Here is a 19,241-nt window from a genome sequence, read left to right as displayed (position 1 = left end):
AAGGGAGTGCGCGCAGTTTTCGCCGCAGGCGGAAACGGAGTCAAGCGGACTTTGCGACGACGAGGTCAATGTGGGCAATGATTGAAAAGTTTCGGATGTTCTGCTGTTTTGCCACAGGACATCAACCTCCGTTGGGATGGGAAGATCAAGCGGGAACGCCGGGATGGGTCTCGTTCCATTTCCACCAGAAGGACTCGTCCCAGAACTTGTCGTAATCATAGTCTACCACAAAGTCCCGCCAGTTGGCGAGTACCTCTTCCGTGTTTTCCGCCGTGAGCCGGTCCTCCCCGGCAGCCATTTTCGCCAGCACCTGGCGGCACACCCCGCCGGAGTGGTGGACATAGTCGCAGTAGTTGTCCAGGTTCTCCACGATCTCCCGGTCCATCAAAAAGCCGTAAAGCTTGACGTTGTCATAGTTCAAAAGCGTACCGCAGGCCTGGCCCAGGGCCGCGAGCATGGCGTCCGTCTGACCCAGGCGGGCGGTCTTGTCCCAGAACAGGATGCTGTACGGGGGGAAGAAAATGTCGAACTCCGTGTCGGGATGGGCCCGGACCCAGCTCTCCACCACCGCCAGGTTCTGCCGGGCATGGTCACGGAAGGCGGCCGTGTCCGCCGTCTCCTCCGCCACCTCCGGGCGGGTGTAGCCCGCCAGGGCCGTCATGTGGTTCCACCAGATGCCCTCGTCCCAGGTGAAGCCCTCGTCCAGGGTCTCGCCGCCGCCCCAGCGGTTGGCCATGAGGACGTAGAGGCTGTAATAGAGGGTGTCCTTGTTCAGTAAATACTTAGCATCATCCAGCCAATTGTCATTGTACAGGTAATCCGGCATGGCGCCGGTGACGCCGCTCTCGTCCCGGACCAGGATGTTCAGATCCAGGGCGAACACCACCCGCTTGGGTGACTGATACCGGAAGACCACGTCCATCACCCGGTCGAACTCGCTGAGGTAGCCGTCGGGGATGGTGATGCGGACGGCGGTGCCGCCGAAGGTCTCCCCCACCTCGCCGGCGCGGTAGTTGGCCGCCATGGAGGTGCCCACCAGCACCGTGTCCGCCGGAACGTTTTTGGCAAGGCCGGCGCCCTGGTAGCGCTCGCTGAAAAACACCGGCTGCCACTTGTCCGGCATGCGGTAATACAGGCAGGGGTCCACGGTGTACACCACGGCGGCGCAGGCCGCCAGCAAAACCAGGACCACGGCCAGGAGGCCGCAGGCCCAGCGTTTATATGCGTTGCTCATGGGACCTCCTTCAGAAATTGGAATAGATGAAGGTGGTGATGCCGGTGAAGGACAAAACCGCCCAGGCGGTCAGCACCGCCAGCGCCGCCCCCTGCCACCCCTTGGGGCGGAACTTCTCCATGGCGGCCGCCGTGTTCCGGGGCAGCAGCACCACCAGCATGCCCACGCCGTACAGCGCCGCCGCCCGGACAAGGTCCATCCAGGGCTTCACCGCCGGCAGCAGCATCTGGATGGCGCCGGTCTCCTTGGCGAACACCCCGTGGAGCAGCCAGCTCCCCGGCCGGTCCATGACGCCGGTGAGGGCCGCGCCCAGCAGATGGAGGGCGCCGGAAAAATCCGGGGCCCGGAAAAACACCCACGCCACATTCACAAAGGCGAAGGTCAAGCACCAGCGAAGCAGCCTGGGAACGCGCTTCAGCCGGTCCCCCAGCAGCCGCTCCGCCACCTGGGCCAGGCCGTGGAGCAGTCCCCAGAAGAGGAACGTCCACCCCGCCCCGTGCCAGAAGCCGCTGACCAGGAAAATGATGAGGATGTTCACATACGCCCGGGCCGCGCCCTTTTTGCTGCCGCCCAGGGGGAAGTACAGGCACTCCCGCAGGAAGGTGGTGAGAGTGATGTGCCACCGCTTCCAGAATTCCCCGATGGAGAGGCTGCGGTAGGGGGAGTCAAAGTTCACCGGCAGGCGGATGCCCAGCAGCCGGGCGCAGCCGGCGGCGATGTCACAGTAGCCGGAAAAGTCAAAGTACAGCTGGAGGGTGTAGCCCAAAATCACCATCCAGGCGCCGGGAGCCGTCAGGTCCCCCAGCCGCTCCCAGCCGTTGTTCACGATGGTGCCGAAGGGGTCCGCCAGCAGCACCTTTTTCACAGTGCCGCAGCAGATGCCGTACAGTCCCGCCGCCGCGTCCTCCCAGTCGGGCCGCAGGAACTTCTCCCCCGTCAGCTGGGGAAAGAAGGCGCCGGGCCGCAGAATGGGGCCGGAGGTGACGGTGGGAAAGAAAAAGGCGTACAGGGGCACCAGCTCCCCGCTTCGCAGGCGGAACTGGCCGGTGTAGACCTCCTTCAGCAGCCACAGCTGCTGAAAGGTGAAAAAGCTCAATCCCAGAGGCACCCAGCCGATGGAGACCCGTCCTCCCGTGAAAAAGCCCGTGTACTTGAACACCAGCAGCACGGCGATGTGGTATCCCGCCGCCAGGGCCAGGACCCGGCGGCGCCGGGAGGCGCTGTCCTCCCGCCACAGCCGCTGCACCGCCCAAATGGAAACCAGCGTTCCCGCGCAAAGCACGGCGAAGGCGTCCCGCCCGCCGCCGGCCATGTAAAACACCAGACTGGCGATGCCCAGAGCCGTCATGCCCGCCCGGCGGCTGCGCCGGGCGCAGAGCAGGCAGACGGGCACGGTGACTGCCAAAAAGGCCAGAAAGGCCAGAGACTGAAAGCTCATGTCACTTCTCCGTCAAGGCGTTCAGCCGGGCGTCAGCGGTGCTGAGCACCTGGGTCAGGCTTTGGCAGCGGCCGGGATAGCCGGCGGTCAGCGCCTCCGGAGACAAGTCCGGGAACTCCGCCTTTTTGGCGGCCTGGGCCCGCAAAGCCCGGGCGTAACGGACCTCTTCCAGCTTCATGTCCGCGTCGGCGGTGCCCATGGTACAGGCGGCAGGGTCCAGGGCGAAATAGGCCTCGTTGGCCCCGGCGGCACGGTACAGGTGGCGGTAGAGCTGATACACGGCGCCACCCAGGTAGGCCGCCGCCGTGTTGATGGCGGTCTTGTCCCCCAGCTTGCCCAGCAGGCCGAACAGCACCCCCACGGCGCCGGAGAGGAGCTTGCTCTGGAGCGTCGCCAGGACGCTGCCCTGGAGGATGTTGCCGGGCTCCGCCGCCTCCAGCACCTCCTCGGAGCTGAGCATGCTGCCGTCCCGGGACAGCGTGCGGCCCAGGATGAAGTCTGCGGAGACATGGTAGTAGTCGCAGGCCTTCACCACGAAGGAAAGGCCCGGTTCCCGGATGCCGTTTTCGTAGTGGCTCAAAAGGGCCTGGGAAATGCCCAGGTCGCTGGCGGCGGTGCGCTGGGATACGCCCCGCTCCTGCCGCAGCAGGGACAGGGTGCGGGAAAATTCAGATGTGGAAGCCATGGTCTTTCTCCTTTAAAGCAAGGGTTTTTTATACGCAGGGTATAGTTTAGCAAAAAGGATACGGAATGTAAATAGATTTTGGGGGAAATTTGCCTGGTTTCCATGCGAGGAATGCGTCGATGGACGCAGGCATTGCACCCCCCATTGTCGTCGAAAGAAGCTGCGCTACACTCGCCCTGCCTAAATGGCAGGACTCGTACCGCTCCGCTTCTTTCTCCTCTCCCCACGAAAACCGCTTCGCTGGGTTTTCGCGGGGGCCCCGTTGGTCTTGCCAAAGAAAACCCTCCAGAGGGCCTTCTCGCCGCTGCGCGGCTCACCTTGGCAGGCCGTGCACGGTCCAAAAGAAAAACGCTTTTCGTCCAAACTTGCCCGTCCGGGCAAGTTTGGGAATGCGGCGGCTGATAGCCAGCTTTCCGCAGATTTGCCCAGCTCCATCCGAGTGCGCTGCAACACGCCTCGCCACCCACGCTTATGCCGCAAGTTGTGACGTAACATCTCATTCCGGGGTGCTTGTCAATGCGCCCTGCCTCTCTTCCCGCTGCCGCTCCCGGGGATGGATTCCAAAGGAAGGGGCCGCAGCCCCTTCCTTCTGGTCGTTCAGGAAAGGGATCCAGGGGGAAACCCAGCCGAAAGGGTTTCCCCCTGGCCTCTCTTTGGGGGCGACCCGTTTCTCTCGGCGAGAGAAATGGGTCGCATCTGCTCACCTCCCTCGAGGTGTCCCCCCAAAAGAAAGAAGGGCCGCCCCACCGGCAGCCCCCTCTTTTAAAACAGCCCCACCTGGTCCGGCAGCACGTCGCCGCCGATGGTGCGCAGCTGCTGGACGTTCTCGTTCCACAGCCGGTCGGCGATGGCCATTTTCCGGATGATGTTCTTCACCGTCTGGTCCAGGGCGGTGCCCTCGGAATAGTCCGCCGGGAAGATGAAGTCCACCCGCCCCTTGGCCAGCAGGTCCTCCACGCCCACGCGGTTGCTCTCCTGGTACACGGCGATGGCCTGACCGCCGTAGGCCCGCATCATCTTCATGCAGGGCACGTCGGAAAGGCCGTCCCCCATGTAGACCATGTTGGTGAAGGGCACCCGCTTGCTGTCATCGGGCATGGAGTCGTTGAGGGTCTTGTCGTCGGACACATCCAGCACGCCCTTGTTGATGCGGTAGACGAACTGGGTCTTGGCGGTGAAATTCACCGTCAGCTTGGGCCAGACGGGCTTGCCCGCCCCGTCGTAGTAAAACTCGCTGGCGTAGATCTCCTTGAATTCGCCGCTGATGGCGGAGCCCTCAATGATCTCCCGCAGGCCGGAGGAGATGATGTAGTGCTCCACCTGGACCCCCTGGCTGTCGCCGAAGGCGTTGATGCGGCCGAACCACTCCCGCACGCCGGGGAACAGCACGATGTCCCGGCCCATCTCCCGCAGGCTCTCCCGGGTGAAGGGCAGGTCCCGCTGTTCCGACTCCCGGATCATGGTGTACATATAGGCCAGGATGCCGTCCATGCGGTTGGCGTGGCCGAAGCCGTTGGCCTTGGACCAGAACTCCCGGGGCGTCATGCCCAGGCGGGGGATGAAGGCGTAGTCCTCCATGTCCGTGGTGCAGAGGGTCTTGTCAAAGTCGTATAAAAACGCCACGATGGGCCGCTGCTTGTCCATGTGTGTCCTCCTGTGAAAAAAGCGGCTCGTATTGAGCCGCTTTTCGTGATTTATTCGCCCTTATAGTTGCGGCCGAATTTCAAGTCGTTGAGATTGAGGCGGCGGGTGGGCTCGGAGACCTCCTCCGGCTCCTCCCGGGCAAAGGGATCGCCCTCGGGATAGTCGTCCGCCGGGGCGGGCTCCTCCGCGCTCTCTTCGGTCTCCTCCTCCGCGTCCTGCCGGGCAAAGGCGGCCAGGACGTTTTCCTCGATCTCCTGGGCCTTCTCCTCGGCGGGGACGGCGGTGGGCTGCTCCACCGGCAACTGGGGCAGCTGGTCCAGATAGGCCAGCTGCTGGCTGCAGATGTCCCGGCTGGAGGCGATGAACTTCGCCAGCTCCTGCTGGCCCTGGCGCAGGCGGTCCTCCGACTCGCCGATCTCCCGGCGCAGCTGGGCGATCTTCTCCTGGGCCTGGGTCTCCGCCTGGGCCATGATCTCGTCCCGCTTGGCCTCCGCCTCCCGGACGATGGAGTCCGCCATCTTCTGGGCGGTCAGCAGGGTGGCCCGCATGGAATCCTCCGTGGCGCGGTAATCCTCCACCTTTTCCACCAGTACCTTCAGCTTGGCCTTCAGCGCGGCGTTTTCCTTGTACAGCGCCGTGTAATCGTCGGTGAGCTCGTCCAGAAACTCATCCACCATGGCCATATTGTAGCCGCCCATCACCGCCTTGGTGAAGGCGTGGGTCGAAACTTCCTGCGGTGTCAGCATAACGCAAAATCCCCCTGTTCGCTATCTCTATCCTCTCAGAAATAGAGGCCGTTGTTTTCCAGCTCGTCGATGAGATCGCCCTCGATGTCCACGGAATAGGGCGTGATGAGGTATGTATTGGCAGCCACCTTCTTGATCTTGCCCTCGCCGGCGTATGCCACGCCGGACAAAAAGTCGATGAGGCGGCGGGCGATGTCCTTGTTGGTGGACTCCAGGTTCAGCACCACGGTCCGCTTGTCTTTCAGGTGGTCCGCGATCTCAGAGGCGTTTTCAAACCGCTCCGGCTTCACCAGCACCACCTTCAGCTGGGTGGTGGCGTGGATGTTCACCACCTTGTTGCGGCGGTCCTCCACCCGGGCCTTCCGGTCGTCGAAGGCAGGCTCCCGGTGGGACGTCTCCTCAAAGTCGTCAAACTCCTCATCCTCATCCTCGTAGGGGTGGGTCCACTTTTTCAGTTCGTCAATGATGCTCATGGCAAAGCCTCCTGTCTGGAGCGTTTTCAGATGTTGTAGTGGCGGGCGCCGAAAATGGCGGTGCCCACCCGGACCATGGTAGCGCCGCAGCGGATGGCATCCATATAGTCACCGCTCATGCCCATGGAGAGACACTTTAACTCATTATGGAACAATTTTGTATTGATGTCAACATAAAGTGCCTGGACTTCCTGAAAATACCGCATATTAGTGTCCCGGTCCGCGTCGGCGGGAGGAATGGTCATGAGGCCCCGCACCCGGACGTGGGGACGGGCGAGAGCCGTCTCCGCCGCGGCGGCCACCTCCGCCGGGTCGAAGCCGCTCTTGGCCTCCTCCCGGCCGATGTTCACCTCCAGCAAAATGTCCTGGACCAGCTCCCGGGCGGCGGCCACCTTCTCGATCTCCTCCAGCAGCTCCAAGGAGCCCACGGACTGGATGAGGGCCACCTTGCCCACCACTTGCTTGACCTTGTTGCGCTGCAGGTGGCCGATGAAGTGCAGCGGCGCGCCGTCATAGGCGTTCTCCGCCAGCTTGGCCGTCATCTCCTGGACGCGGTTTTCCCCCAGGGCGTCGATGCCGGCGGCGATGGCCTCCCGGCAGGCGGCGACGTCGTTCATCTTGCTGGCGCCCACCAGGGTGATCTCCTCCGGAGAGCGGCCCGCCTGGGCGCAGGCCTGGGCGATGTTGGCCCGGACAAGGGCGATATTCTCTGCAATAGACATGTCTCTTACTTCCTTTTGTCGTTTTCTCTGTATTATCCCACGACTTTTCCGTCGTAAAGGTCCTTCGCGCTGATGATGATCTCGTCGCCGGGGCGCAGCCGCAGGCTCTCCTGGTCGGAGGCTGCCGCGGACCGCACCAGCACAAAGCCGTCGCCGCTGTACACCACCTCCACAGGCTTGAACCGGGCCTCCATGCCCACCACGCAGTACACGCCCAGGCCCTCCGCCGTGGTGCGGTTCCCCTCCTGGTCCACCTTGGTGCTGGCGGCCCGCAGGGCCTCGTTGGGCACCCGGATGCCGGCCACGGTCCGGCGGATGAGCTGGGCACTCTGCCGGCGCAGCAGTGTCAGCTGGGCCAGGTTATACTCGCCCCGGAAGGTCACCACCACCCGGCCCTGCTCCTCCGGTCCCACGGCGTACAGCGTGACCGTCTGGTCCTGCTCCACGCCCTTGGCAAAGCGCAGCGTCATGGAGCCGCCGGCGTCCCGGAGGGCCTCGGTCTGCTCGGCGGACATGGTGACGGCGTAGTACCAGCAGTCCCCCAGGATGAGCTTGCCGGTCTGGGAGGCGACGGTCTCATCCGCTTTGACGGTGTTGAGCTGCGAGGGCGTCATATCCGCCAGGGCGTCCGGCGTCAGAACGGTCTCATAGCCGTCCACCACGGCGGAGTACAGGCCCGACACCGGCGCCGTGACGCGGCGGACGGAGGAGGCGGCCTGGGCCTTCAGCTCCTTCAGCCGGCCCTGGAGCTCCGCGATCTGGCCGGACAGGTCCTCGCTGTCGGAATTGGTGTAATCCCGCTTCAGCACCAGGGACCTCAGCTCTGTCTCATGCTCCTCGGCGTTGTCCAGCCGGCCCGCCGCCAGCTCTGAGCGGTAGGCCAGCAGGCTCCGCATGATCTGGGCGTCCAGCTTCAAAAGCACCTCGGACCCCACCGACGCCTCCTGGGCGAACTGCAGCTGGTCGATGCGGCCCGTCAGCTCGTCGATCTCCTGCTGGCGGTCCAGGGATGTCTGGTCGGCGTACACCAGGGCCACGGTGCCGCCGGCGCTGACCCGCTCCCCCTCCGACCGCTGCAGCCGCAGCAGGCCGCCGGCGTCATCCGCCAGCACCCGCTCCTCCCGCACCACATAGCCGCTGAGGTCCGTCCCCTCCTCCACCTGGTAGTTGTAGGCCAGGGTGGTGGTCAAGGGGTCGCTGAGATAGTCCAGGCCCTGGATGCCGAAATAGGCCAAAACTCCCAGCGTCACCGCCAGAAGCAGGCATTTTGTCGCGAAAGAGCTGTTTTTCATAGGGAATGTACCTCGTGTGCGCACCCGGGCCGGTGCCGGGCGCGGTCATGGATCGTCTTGTGTCAGGTCCACCGGGCGCACAGGCGCGATGGTGGAGATGGCGTGTTTGTAGACCGCCTGCTGCTTGGCTTCCCCACTCCATGCTCCGCATGGCGTGGGGGCCCCGCTATTTCACGCAAATCGTCCGGAGTGAATCCGGCCGATTTCAAGGGTTTGCCTCCGGCAAACCGCTTGGCGCCGCTTTCGCGGCGGCTCACTGACCTTCGCCCGACGGCAAGTCCGCTTCTTCCGTCAAGTCCACCGGGCGCACAGGCGCGATGGTGGAAATGGCGTGCTTGTAAACCACCTGCTGCTTGCCGTCGGAGTCCAGCACCACGACGAAGGCGTCGAAGCCGGTGATGACGCCCCGCATCTGGAAGCCGTTCATCAAAAACAGCGTCACCGGCAGGGCCTCCCGCCGGGCCCGCAGCAAAAAAAGATCCTGTAAATTTGCTTTTGTCAACATGGTATGTCCGCTCCTTTTTTCTGTTTGGCCGGACGTTTTCCATGTTTTTCCGTCCGCCTAAGGGTAGGATACCCCCGCGGCGGTTAGGATTTCCGTCGAAACCTGTAAGGCACGGCCAAAATCCCGTTCTTTTTCCCACTCGATCCAGTGGATGTCCGTCTTCCGCCGCAGCCAGGTCAGCTGGCGCTTGGCGTACTGCCGGGAGCGGAGCTTCACCTCCGCGATGGCCTCCGCCTCCGTGGCGGAGCCGTCCAAAACTCCCAGAAACTCCTTGTAGCCGATGGCCTGGAGGGCCGTGGCATCCCGGGGCAGGCCGCTTTCCAGCAGTCCCCGCACCTCGTCTAAAAGCCCCTCCTCCACCATCACGTCCACCCGCCGGTCAATGAGGGCCTTCATGTCCTCCCGGTCCGCAAAGCGCAATCCGATCCACACAGCGTCATACCGGGAGGGCAGGCGCTTCGTCTCCTCGTTGTGGGCGGTGATGGTCTTGCCCGTCTCCAGCCACACCTCCAATGCCCGGAGGATGCGCTTTTCATCGGCGGGGTGGAGCCGCTCCGCCGCCGCGGGGTCCACCTGCCGCAGCTCCATCAGCAGCGGCTCGATGCCCTCTTCCGCCAGCCGCTTTTGCAGCGTCCTGCGCACCTCGCCCCCGGCGTGGCCGCCGGCGAAGCCGTGGCCCCGCACCACCGCGTCCAGCCACAGCCCCGTGCCCCCCACCAGGATGGGAAGCTTTCCCCGGGCCAGGATGTCGTCGATGACGGGGATGGCGCTTTCGGCATACCGGGCGGCGGACCACTGCTCCGCCGGGTCCGCCACCGCCACCATGTGGTGGGGCACGCCGTCCATCTCCGCCAACCTGGGGGCGGCGGTGCCGATGGTCATGCCCCGGTAGATCTGCATGGAGTCGGCGGAGACCACCTCTCCGTCAAACCGCTTGGCAAGCAGGACCCCCAGTGTGGTTTTTCCGCAGGCGGTGGGTCCCACCACGCATACGATCCTCGGCGCCATGGCCATCCTCCTTTTCGCTCAGTAGCTTCTCGCCAGGGCCCGGGCCTTTTCGCAGGCCTCGGCCATGATCTCCCCGGTCCGCTCCGGCGCGAAGTCCAGGCCGTAGGCGGCCACGTGGTCGAACTGCCGGATGCCGAACCGCTCACACAGCTGCCGCCAGTACTCCACGCCCAGGTTCTCCTCCGGCTCCGGGCCGCCGCTGACGGTGAGGTAGGCCAGCTTCGTGGCCATGCAGTCGCCCACGCAGGTCTGCCCCTCGTAGTGGTATGTGACCTCCCGGACGCAGATGTACTCGATGTACACCCGCAGCATGGCCGGGAACGTCAGGTCCCGCAAAGGCGCGCCGATGACGATCTGGTCCGCCCGCTTGAACTGGCGGGCCAGCTTGAAAACAGGGGAGTCAAAGGAGCGTACGTTCCGCAGGGCGTTGCGGTCATCGGTGGCGAACTGGTCGAAGGGCTGGAGGCCCATGCGCTGGAGGTTCACCGTTTCGATGTCCACCGCCGGATGGGTGCGCTTGAACTCCTCCAGGAACGCCTGGCACAGGGCATGGCTGCGGGAACGGTCTCCCCGGTGGCTGATGCAGCAATCCACGAACAATAACATAGCAGTCTCCTCCTTCATAGCACAGCTGTATAGATACCCGACATAGGGGATGCGCTTTTTTAGGCCCGCTTGAACATCTTCTCAAGCTCGTACCTGGTGAGCTTCACCGCCACCGGGCGGCCCCGCGGCTTTTGCCGCGTCAAGTGTTTTGCCCTTGGGCAAAACCTTGAAATCGGACGGATTCACTCCGGACGATTTGAGTCCCACTCCGGGGCCCCCGCGGCCGCCGGACCTCCGGCCTTTCAGGCCCGCTTGAACATCTTCTCAAGCTCGTATCTGGTGAGCTTCACCGCCACCGGGCGGCCGTGGGGACAGTATTTGACTTCCCCGCTCTGCACCTTGTCCACCAGCACCCGCAGCTCCGCCGGGTCGCTGGTCCAGCCGCCCTTGATGGCGGCCTTGCAGGCCATGGTGTGCAGCAGGCCCTCCCGCTTTTCGGCGGGGGACCGGCCGGTCCGCAGCTTTTCCGCCAGCTCCTCCAGCGTGGCGGCGGTATCCGCCGCGTCCATATCCGCCGGGACCTCCCGCACCAGGACGGTGCCGTCGCCGAAATCCTCGCAGGAAAAGCCCAGCTGCTCCAGGGTCTCCAGGTTCTCCAGCAGCAGCGCCGCGTCCTCCCGGCCCAGCTCCGCCGCCACCGGCTGGAGCAGCGCCTGGCGCATGGGCGGCTCCTGGGCGGCCTTGAGCCGGTCGAAGTTCATCCGCTCGTGGGCGGCGTGCTTGTCAATGAGCCAGACGCAGCCCTCCCCGCTCTCGCAGACGATGTACGTGTGCAGAATCTCCCCGGCGATGCGCCAGGGGGCCTCCTTGGGCGGCTCGATGGTCTGCTGCTCCGACAGGTCCAACGTCTGCTGCCGGGGAATGGCCGGCACAAAGGGACGTGGCGGCTTCTCCGCTTTCTCCGCTTTTTGGGGAGCCTCCGCCACGGAGGCGGGCGGCTTGCCGATGGACACCTTTTCCACCGGGCGGAAGGCCGTCCGGTAGGGCTGCTTTTCCGGGGCGCTGTCGGCCACCCACTCCAGCCGCCGGGCGGCCTCGCTGTCAAAGACGGGCCGGGCAGGCGCCGCCGGGCGGGTCTGGGGCCGCGGCACGGCGGGCTTGGAGGCAGGCGCCTCCGCCCGCTGACGGAAGCTCTTGGCGTCCATGGACTGGAAGAAATCCTGCCGGGGGTTCACCGTCTCCCCCGCCGGCTTGGGCGCCGGAGCGGGCGCTCCGTCCCGGTCCAGGCAGTCCAGCACCGTGTGGTACACGGCGTCGAACACCTCCCGCTCCCGGGCGAACTTCACCTGGGTCTTGGCGGGGTGCACGTTCACGTCCACCGCCGTCACCGGCAGGGTGACGGACAGCACGCAGCCGGGGAATTTCCCCTTCATGATCTGGTTGCGGTAGCCCTCCTCCAGGGCCGCCGTCAGCAGCTGGGACTTGATGAACCGGCCGTTGACGAAAAACACCTGCATGGACCTGGAGCCCCGGCCCATCAGAGGTTTGGTGACAAAGCCGGTGACGGCGGCCTCGCCGCCCCGGCCCTCCACCGGCACCAGGCTCCGGGCAAAGTCCCGGCCCAGGGCCGCGTACACGGCGGATTCCAGCTTCCCGTCGCCGGGGGTGTGGAGGGCCTCGGCGCCGTCCTTGATGAATTTGAAGGAAATATCGGGATGGGACAGGGCCAGATGCTGCATGAGGCCGCTGACCGCCGCCGTCTCGGCGCTGTCCTTCCGCATGAATTTTAACCGGGCGGGGGTGTTGTAAAACAGGTCCCGCACCACAATGGTGGTGCCCTCCGGGGCGCCGGCCTCCTCCACCGCTCCGGCAGCGCCGCCCTCCAGGTGGAGGCGGGCTCCCAGGGCCGTGCCGGGACGGCGGGTGAGGATGTCCACCCGGCTGACAGCGGAGATGGCCGCCAGGGCCTCCCCCCGGAAGCCCAGGGTGCCGATCCTGCCCAGGTCCTCCTGGCTGCGGAGCTTGCTGGTGGCGTGGCGGAGGAAGGCAGTGGGCAGCTCCTCCGGAGCGATGCCGCAGCCGTTGTCCGTCACCCGGATAAGGCCCATGCCGCCCCGCTGGATCTCCACCACCACAGCGGAGGCCCCGGCGTCAATGGTGTTTTCCACCAGCTCCTTCACCACGCTGGCGGGCCGCTCCACCACCTCGCCGGCGGCGATGAGGTCCGCCACATGGGGGTCTAATTGTTGGATGTGAGGCATATCGTCCTTCCTTTCGCGCGCAGAGCCGTTACAGCAGCAGGGCCGCCACCAGCGGAATGGTAACGATGGAGCCCAGGGTAGTCATAAAGGTGATCTGGGCCATGGCCTCGCTGTCGCCGCCGCAGGCCATGCACAAAAGCGTGCCGTTGACGGCGGTGGGCATGGCCATCTGGGTGACGGCGATGCCCATGACCAGGGGGTCAATGCCCATGGGCCGCAGCACCAGCCACAGCGCCGCCGGCTCCGCCAGCAGCCGCAGGGCGGCCAGAACCCACACCCGAACGCCGCCCAGCACCCGCTTTGCCGGGATGGCGGCCAGCAGTGAACCCACCAGCACCAAGGCCAGGGGCACCGTCAGATCGCCCACAAAGCCCAGCATCTCCCCCACCAGGGCGGGGGGACGCAGGCGGGTCAGCGCCAGGGCCAGGGCCAGCACGGAGGCGCAGGTGCAGGGAGAGACCAGCTGCTTCCAGTGAAAGCGGGCGCCGCCTCCCAGCAGCAAAGGTCCCAGGGTAAAGGTCAGCAAGTTGAAGGGCAGGGCCAGGATGGCGGCGTAAAACGTGGCGCCCTGCCCGAACAGGGCCACCGCCACGGGAAAACCGATGTAGCCCACGTTGGGAAAGCCCAGGGTATAGCGCCACACGCCTTTTTGCCCCGGCGTACCGCCCAGAAGCGGCGGCACCGCCAAAACGAACAGCCCCTCCAACCCGTAAAAAAGCGCGGCTACCTTCAAAACAGACAGGATCTCCGCCAATTCCGGCAGCGTCTCCCCGGTGAGGACCGATGCCACGATGAGGGCGGGGGTGGTGAAGTTCAAAAGCAGCTGGGAGATCTTCTGGTTGGTGGGACCGTCCAGAAAGCCCAGGCGGTTGGCGGCAAAGCCCACGACGATGGCGAACAGGATCACCAGCATCTGGCTGAAGGTATCAAAAAAACTCATGAAACGCGGTCTTCCTTTTTCTCTTTGGTCATTGTTCCGGCAGGCGGGCTCCGTAGCCCAGGGCCGTCACCAGTTCCCGCAGCAGCCGCTCGGACTCCGCCGCCTCCTCCCCGGCGCGCAGGGAGCGCAGCACCCGGTTTTTGCCGCTGGTCTCGATGTTGACGGTCAACCCGCCGTCGGCGGTGCCCAGAGCGCTGCGGTTGGTCCAGCAGTGGACCGTTTTCACCGTGTCCAGGCAGATCACATCGTCCCCGATGGTCAGCTGCTCCTCCGTCAGCGTCCAGCGGACACGGCCGCTGTCCTTGCCTTTGGAGAAAGCGCGGCTCAAAACGGGATACAGCGCCCACCACAGCACCAGCACCAGCACGCCGGTGGAGATCTGCAGCATGAGGCCGTGGACGCCCCGCCGCAGCATCAGCGCCACGGCGGGCCACACCACCGCCGCCTCGGCCACCGCCGTGGCGGCCATCGCCGGCAGGCGGCGCTTCCAGCCGCTGTTTTCCAAAATCAACTCACCCGTCATAGCTTCTCCTTTCAGCCCATGGCCAGAACGCTGAGGGCGTTGGTCAAGGCGTGGAGGGCGATGGAGGTCCACAGCGTACCGCTGCGGTCATAGACCCAGGCCAGCACCGCCCCCGGCACGAGGTATTGCAGCATCAGCAGAAAATACGTCACATCCTGGTACACCACGGCGAACTGCCACACGTGCAGCAGGGCGAACAGGGCGCAGGACACCACATAGGCCACCGGCCGGCTCTTGCCCTTCAGGTTGCCGAACACCAGGCCCCGGAACAGCACCTCCTCCACAAAGGGCGCCAGGAGCACCACGATGAGCAGCGTCATGTACGGGGCGCTGTCCATCTGGGCGGAAATGGCGGTGTCATTGAGGTTGGTGCGGTTGGTGATGATGAGGTTCGTCAGCCGGTAGGCCAGCTCGTTGAGGCCGTACAGGGCCACTAGGCCCACCAGCAGCATCCGGCAGGCGCCGCCCAGGTTATCCGCCAGGTTCCGGCAGGTCCTGGCCAGGAACTTGTGGAAAATGAGCACCGTCACCGCGAACAGCACGTAATAATAGATCACGTTCTGAAGGGCGGCGGAGATCGTCACATCCAGCAGCCGCCCCGCCAGGCGGAACAGCGGCCCCGCCGCGAAGGGCAGCACCACCAGATAGATCACAAAAAACACCGTGCCGGCGATCTGCTCGCCGGGGGTCATGTAAGGACTTGTCTTTTTCTTTGCCATCGGTCTTCCTCTTTTAGTATTTAGGAGAGCTTCTGCTTCCACTCGTAGATGAGGCTCATGGCCTCAATCGGAGTTAAAGTATCCGGCTGGCAGCGGCGCAGGGCGTCCAGGACCTCCCCCTCGCCCATGGCGGCGAGGGACACCTGGTCCTCCTCTTTCCGGGCGGCCACGTACTGGACGCCGTTTTCCGCCTCCAGCTCCCGCAGCACCTTCTTCGCCCGCTGGACCACCTTGTCCGGCAGGCCCGCCAGCTTTGCCACCTCGATGCCGTAGCTGCGGTCCGCGCCGCCCCGGATGATCTTTCTGAGGAAGGTGATGTCCTCCCCCCGGGTCTTGACGGCGATGTTGTAGTTCACGGCGCCGGGGAGGGTGTCCTCCAGTTCCGTCAGCTCGTGGTAATGGGTAGCGAACAGGGTCTTGGCCCCCAGGAGCTTTTTGTCGGCGCAATACTCCAGCACCGCCCGGGCGATGGACATGCCGTCAAAGGTGGAGGTGCCCCGGCCGATCTCATCCAGAATGAGGAGGGAGTGCTTCGTGGCGTGGCGCAGGATGTCGGCCACCTCCGTCATCTCCACCATGAAGGTGGACTGGCCGGCGCTGAGGTCATCGCTGGCGCCGATGCGGGTGAAGATGCGGTCCACCACGCCGACGCGGGCGCTGGACGCCGGCACAAAGGAGCCCATCTGGGCCATGAGAACGATGAGGGCCACCTGGCGCATATAGGTGGATTTGCCCGCCATGTTGGGGCCGGTGATAATGGCCACCCGGTCCTCCTTCTCCCCCATGAAGGTGTCGTTGGGGACGAAGAGCGAACTTTTCAGCACCTGCTCCACCACCGGGTGGCGGCCGTCCCGGATCTCGATGACGCCGGACTCGTCCACATCGGGCCGGCAGTAGTGGTTATGCACAGCCACGGCGGCGAAGGACGCCAGAGCGTCCGCCTCCGCCACGGCGGCGGCGGTCCGCTGGATGCGGGCGGCCGCGGCGGACACCTCCTGCCGCAGTTGGGTAAACAGCTCGTATTCCAGGGCCACCACCCGGTCCGAGGCGGTGAGGATGGTGTGCTCCAGGTCCTTGAGCTCCTGGGTGATGTACCGCTCGCCGTTCACCAGGGTCTGCTTGCGGATGTACGTATCTGGCACCTGGTCGGCAAAGGACTTGGACACCTCGATGTAGTAGCCGAACACCTTGTTGTAGCCGATCTTCAGCGTCCGGATGCCGGTGCGCTCTTTCTCCTTGGCCTCCATCTCGGCGATGACGCCCTTGCCGCCCTTGAGGATGTGACGCAGGCGGTCTACCTCCTCATCATAGCCGTCCCGGATGAAGCCGCCCTCCCGGACGGAGAAGGGGGGCTCGTCGCAGATGACGGCGGCGATGCGGCCGCCGATGTCGTCCAGGGTGTCCAGCTGGCGCCGCAGCTCCGCCAGGCGTCCGGCGGGGAAGCGGTCCAGCTGGGCGGCCACCTCCGGCAGCTTTTCGATGGCGGAGCGGAGGGAGGCCATGTCCCGGCCGCCGGCGGTGCCGTAGACGATGCGTCCGATGAGCCGCTCCATGTCCCCCAGGCCCGTCATGGCGGCGATGAGCTCCTCCCGGGCGATGGTGTCGTCCACCAGGGCCGCCACGGCGGAATTGCGCTTGCAGATGGCGGTGACGCTCAGCAGCGGCCGCTCCAGCCAGGACCGCAGGCACCGGGCGCCCATGGGGGTCTTCGTCTTGTCCAGCACCCACAGAAGGCTTCCCTTCTTCTCCTTGCTCCGCAGAGTCTGGGTCAGTTCCAGGTTCCGCCGGGCCGTCAGGTCCAGCTCCATGAAGCGGCCCTCCTCGTAGTAATCCAGGTCGTTGATGTGGGACAGGTCCGTTTTCTGGGTCTCGTACAGGTAATCCAGCAGCCCGCCCAGGGCCATGGCCGCCGCCGGGATACCGGCAGGCAGGCGGGCAAAGGCCTCGTCCCCGAACTGGCGACGGATGTTTTTCTCCGCCTCATTCAGCAAAAAGCGCCGCTGGCCGCCGTTTTCCACCCGGCAGCGGAATTTTTCCGTCAGCGCATCCGTGAGAGCCTTTTCGGCATAGGCGCCGTCGCTCAAAATGGCCTCCGCCGGGGAAAACCGGCCCAGCTCGTTGATGACGTGCTCCACCCGCTCCTTGCCGGTAAAAGCCGTCAGATGGGCCTTGCCGGTGGTGATGTCGCAGAAGGCCACGCCGGCAGCCTGGGAGTCCAGGTAGATGCCGCAGAGGAAGTTGCTGGCCTTGTCGTCCAGGCAGGCGGCGTCGATGACGGTGCCGGGGGTGACCACCCGGATGATGTCCCGCTTCACCAGGCCCTTGGCGGTGGCCGGGTCCTCCATCTGCTCGCAGATGGCCACCTTGTAGCCCTTGCCGATAAGGCGGGCGATGTAGGCCTCGCTGGCGTGGTAGGGGATGCCGCACATGGGGATCTGGTCCTCCGCGGGCTTTTGGTGCTTGCCGTGGTCCCGGCTGGTGAGGGTCAGGTCCAGCTCCCGGGAGGCCAGGCGGGCGTCGTCGGCGAACATCTCGTAGAAATCGCCCAGGCGGAAAAACAGGATGGAATCCGGGTTGTTCTTTTTGATCTCCAAATATTGCTTCATCATGGGGGTCAGTTCCGCCATGGGGGTCACCTCATCTTTTAATATCGTAAGCGGTGCCGCTTACAGGGCGTGCGCCTCGATAGAGGCGGGTATTGCACCCCCCATTCTTTTTCGTCTTGGCGAAAAAGAATGCGCCGTGCACGGTGGAAGAAAAAGCCGCTTGGTCCAAACTTGCCCGGACGGGCAAGTTTGGGGATGCGGACGGCTGATAGCCAGCTTTCCGCAAGCTTGCCAAGCTCCATCCGGGTGCGCTGTAACGCGCCTCGCCACCCACGCTTATACCGCAAGCTACGACGTAATATCTCATTCCAGGGTGCTTGTCAATGCGTCCAGCTTCTCTTCCCGCTGCCGCTCCCGGGGATGGATTCCAAAGGAAGGGGCCGCAGCCCCCTCTTTGTGTCGTTTGAAGGGGAGGTCCAGGAGGGGGAGACCGAAATCCCCCTCCTGGCGTGTCTTTTGGACCGTGCACGGCCCGTTTTCTCCACGGGGAGAAAATGGGGGGTGCATTGCCCACCTCCACCGAGGTGTCACTCACCGTTGCCGGCAGGCAAGCTCGTCCAAAGAAATATCGTAAAAATCCGCCAGGGCGATCAGTGTCGACAGCTGCGGTTCTCTAAGTCCTAATTCATAGTTCTGATAGGCACGCCAGCTGATTCCGATTTTCTCCGCAATTCCCCTTTGTGTGAGTTTGTGCGCCGTTCTCAACTGAAAAAGATGTTCCGCAAATGTCATTTTTCCCTCTTTCTATTGACGCACACAAATATGTGTGATATTATAATCGCACACGAACGTGTGTGTCAACTTGATAGGAAGTGATTTTATGCAAGATTACATCGACGTTCTTCTCTGCCATCTGGCAGACACCCGCCAAAACGCCCTCCCCGGGGAATACTTCCCCCTCCAGGCCCGGGAATACCAGACCCTGGACGCCTTGACAGCCTCCTTTACCGCCGACCAGCGCAAGCTGTTCCTGGCCTACGAGGAAGCCCGCAACGCCGCGGCCAGCGTCAGCGAGGACGCCTTCGCCCGGCAGGCCTTCCTCCTGGCCCGGGAGGTCTACCGTTAAACCTCCGCCACGGTGCCGCCGTGCATGGGCCGCAGCCGCTCCCCCAGGATGCCGTGAAGCACCTCAAAGGCGTACGCCCCGGTGCAGTGGCCGGTGTAATACACGGTGTCGCCCTTGGCCAGCTCCTCGCCGGTGGCCCGCAGCAGTTCCTCGCTCCTGGGGTCCGCCGGGTCCAGCTCAAAGAGGTGGAACCCGCCGAACACCGCGTCGGGCCGCCGGCCCAGCTGGGCCTCCGCCGCCCGGACGATGTTCACGATGCCTCCATGGCCGCAGCCGGCGAACAGCGCCGTCTTGCCCCAGGCCTCCACCAGCAGGTGCTGCTCATGACGAAATTCATCTCGGCGGAAGCCCTCCGCCGTTTTTTCCTGCAATTTTTCCACCACAGGGGTCCAGGGGAACGTATTGGGGATGTCCCCCAGGAGGGACAGCTCCTCGTCCAGCCGCAGGCCCGGCGCCGTGGGGACCACCCGGCTCTCCAGCTCCCAGATGTCTTCGTCCAGGCCGATGTACCGGGGGGCCTCGCCGGGCACCACGGCGTAAAAATCGCCGAAGGCGTCCGGGTGCACCAGCACGTCCGCGTGGCTGTTGACCTCGCAGAAGGCCCGCAGGCCGCCGCCGTGGTCGCTGTGGCCGTGGGACAGCACCGCCACGTCCACCGCCGCCAGGTCCACGCCCAGCTTTTTCGCGTTTTGGATGAAGCCGCCGTCCGGCCCCATGTCAAAGAGAATCTTGTGCTTGGGGGTCTCGATATACTGGCTCAGGCCCCGGGCGGCGCAAAGGCCGCCGCAGGCCTCGTTTTCCATAAGGGTGATGATCTTCATAGGCATCCTCCC

General features: G+C 64.6%; 19 protein-coding genes and 1 pseudogene. 1 reads left to right on the top strand and 19 read right to left on the bottom strand.

Features of this window, described 5'->3' with window-relative positions:
• Positions 1-145: 145 nt before the first annotated feature.
• The 18 genes and pseudogenes from ACTQ4R_RS09780 to ACTQ4R_RS09695 form a co-directional block, all read right to left on the bottom strand.
• A complete protein-coding gene (locus ACTQ4R_RS09780; protein WP_441628193.1) occupies positions 146-1,234 on the bottom strand; it encodes a hypothetical protein in 1,089 nt (362 codons plus the stop codon).
• A 10-nt stretch (positions 1,235-1,244) separates the two neighbouring features.
• On the bottom strand, positions 1,245-2,672 hold the full coding sequence (locus tag ACTQ4R_RS09775; RefSeq protein ID WP_441628191.1) for an MBOAT family O-acyltransferase: 1,428 nt from the start codon (positions 2,670-2,672) through the stop codon (positions 1,245-1,247).
• 1 nt (position 2,673) lies between these two features.
• Positions 2,674-3,357 carry a helix-turn-helix domain-containing protein gene (locus tag ACTQ4R_RS09770; protein WP_441628189.1) on the bottom strand — a complete coding sequence of 228 codons (684 nt, stop codon included), beginning with the start codon at positions 3,355-3,357 and terminating at the stop codon, positions 2,674-2,676.
• 762 nt (positions 3,358-4,119) lie between these two features.
• Positions 4,120-5,001, bottom strand: coding sequence for an HAD family hydrolase (locus tag ACTQ4R_RS09765; protein WP_441628187.1), 882 nt, complete (start codon positions 4,999-5,001; stop codon positions 4,120-4,122).
• Between the two features lie 50 nt (positions 5,002-5,051).
• Positions 5,052-5,747: a DivIVA domain-containing protein gene (locus ACTQ4R_RS09760; protein ID WP_441628185.1), complete on the bottom strand. Its 696-nt coding sequence runs from the start codon at positions 5,745-5,747 to the stop codon at positions 5,052-5,054.
• 35 nt (positions 5,748-5,782) lie between these two features.
• On the bottom strand, positions 5,783-6,220 hold the full coding sequence (locus ACTQ4R_RS09755; RefSeq protein ID WP_441628183.1) for a cell division protein SepF: 438 nt from the start codon (positions 6,218-6,220) through the stop codon (positions 5,783-5,785).
• Positions 6,221-6,246: 26 nt separating this feature from the next.
• Positions 6,247-6,942, bottom strand: a complete 696-nt coding sequence (locus ACTQ4R_RS09750) for a YggS family pyridoxal phosphate-dependent enzyme (protein WP_441628181.1) — start codon at positions 6,940-6,942, stop codon at positions 6,247-6,249.
• 32 nt (positions 6,943-6,974) lie between these two features.
• Positions 6,975-8,234 carry an HlyD family efflux transporter periplasmic adaptor subunit gene (locus tag ACTQ4R_RS09745; protein WP_441628179.1) on the bottom strand — a complete coding sequence of 420 codons (1,260 nt, stop codon included), beginning with the start codon at positions 8,232-8,234 and terminating at the stop codon, positions 6,975-6,977.
• Positions 8,235-8,279: 45 nt separating this feature from the next.
• A pseudogene (locus ACTQ4R_RS09740) lies at positions 8,280-8,363 on the bottom strand (RNA chaperone Hfq); the annotation flags it as partial.
• Between the two features lie 124 nt (positions 8,364-8,487).
• Positions 8,488-8,739: an RNA chaperone Hfq gene (gene hfq / locus ACTQ4R_RS09735; protein ID WP_441628177.1), complete on the bottom strand. Its 252-nt coding sequence runs from the start codon at positions 8,737-8,739 to the stop codon at positions 8,488-8,490.
• Between the two features lie 57 nt (positions 8,740-8,796).
• Positions 8,797-9,747 carry a tRNA (adenosine(37)-N6)-dimethylallyltransferase MiaA gene (gene miaA, locus ACTQ4R_RS09730; protein WP_441628175.1) on the bottom strand — a complete coding sequence of 317 codons (951 nt, stop codon included), beginning with the start codon at positions 9,745-9,747 and terminating at the stop codon, positions 8,797-8,799.
• A gap of 18 nt (positions 9,748-9,765) precedes the next feature.
• Positions 9,766-10,353: an NAD(P)H-dependent oxidoreductase gene (locus tag ACTQ4R_RS09725; protein WP_441628173.1), complete on the bottom strand. Its 588-nt coding sequence runs from the start codon at positions 10,351-10,353 to the stop codon at positions 9,766-9,768.
• Positions 10,354-10,595: 242 nt separating this feature from the next.
• The gene (gene mutL / locus ACTQ4R_RS09720) at positions 10,596-12,554 is read right to left on the bottom strand and encodes a DNA mismatch repair endonuclease MutL (protein ID WP_441628171.1); all 1,959 of its coding nucleotides are present in this window, start codon (positions 12,552-12,554) and stop codon (positions 10,596-10,598) included.
• Between the two features lie 28 nt (positions 12,555-12,582).
• Positions 12,583-13,494, bottom strand: coding sequence for an AEC family transporter (locus tag ACTQ4R_RS09715; RefSeq protein WP_441628169.1), 912 nt, complete (start codon positions 13,492-13,494; stop codon positions 12,583-12,585).
• A gap of 28 nt (positions 13,495-13,522) precedes the next feature.
• On the bottom strand, positions 13,523-14,017 hold the full coding sequence (locus ACTQ4R_RS09710; RefSeq protein WP_441628167.1) for a hypothetical protein: 495 nt from the start codon (positions 14,015-14,017) through the stop codon (positions 13,523-13,525).
• An 11-nt stretch (positions 14,018-14,028) separates the two neighbouring features.
• Positions 14,029-14,736 (bottom strand): CPBP family intramembrane glutamic endopeptidase, encoded by a 708-nt coding sequence (locus tag ACTQ4R_RS09705; protein ID WP_441628165.1) that lies wholly within the window; start codon positions 14,734-14,736, stop codon positions 14,029-14,031.
• A 20-nt stretch (positions 14,737-14,756) separates the two neighbouring features.
• Entirely contained in the window at positions 14,757-17,363 is a 2,607-nt protein-coding gene (gene mutS / locus ACTQ4R_RS09700) for a DNA mismatch repair protein MutS (protein ID WP_441628163.1), read from the bottom strand.
• Between the two features lie 510 nt (positions 17,364-17,873).
• On the bottom strand, positions 17,874-18,074 hold the full coding sequence (locus tag ACTQ4R_RS09695; protein WP_441628161.1) for a helix-turn-helix domain-containing protein: 201 nt from the start codon (positions 18,072-18,074) through the stop codon (positions 17,874-17,876).
• Between the two features lie 88 nt (positions 18,075-18,162).
• Here ACTQ4R_RS09695 and ACTQ4R_RS09690 point away from each other — a divergent pair, with 88 nt between their 5' ends.
• Positions 18,163-18,408, top strand: coding sequence for a hypothetical protein (locus tag ACTQ4R_RS09690; protein WP_441628159.1), 246 nt, complete (start codon positions 18,163-18,165; stop codon positions 18,406-18,408).
• On the opposite strand, the gene ACTQ4R_RS09685 is transcribed toward ACTQ4R_RS09690, so the two are convergent.
• Positions 18,405-19,229, bottom strand: a complete 825-nt coding sequence (locus ACTQ4R_RS09685) for an MBL fold metallo-hydrolase (RefSeq protein WP_441628157.1) — start codon at positions 19,227-19,229, stop codon at positions 18,405-18,407. The genes ACTQ4R_RS09690 and ACTQ4R_RS09685 overlap by 4 nt on opposite strands.
• Between the last annotated feature and the right edge of the window lie 12 nt (positions 19,230-19,241).

Source organism: Dysosmobacter sp. Sow4_B12 (genome assembly GCF_052116665.1).
Classification (GTDB): domain Bacteria; phylum Bacillota; class Clostridia; order Oscillospirales; family Oscillospiraceae; genus Oscillibacter.
Note: the sequence above shows the minus strand (reverse complement) of the source record. Positions and strands in the feature narration are given on the sequence as shown.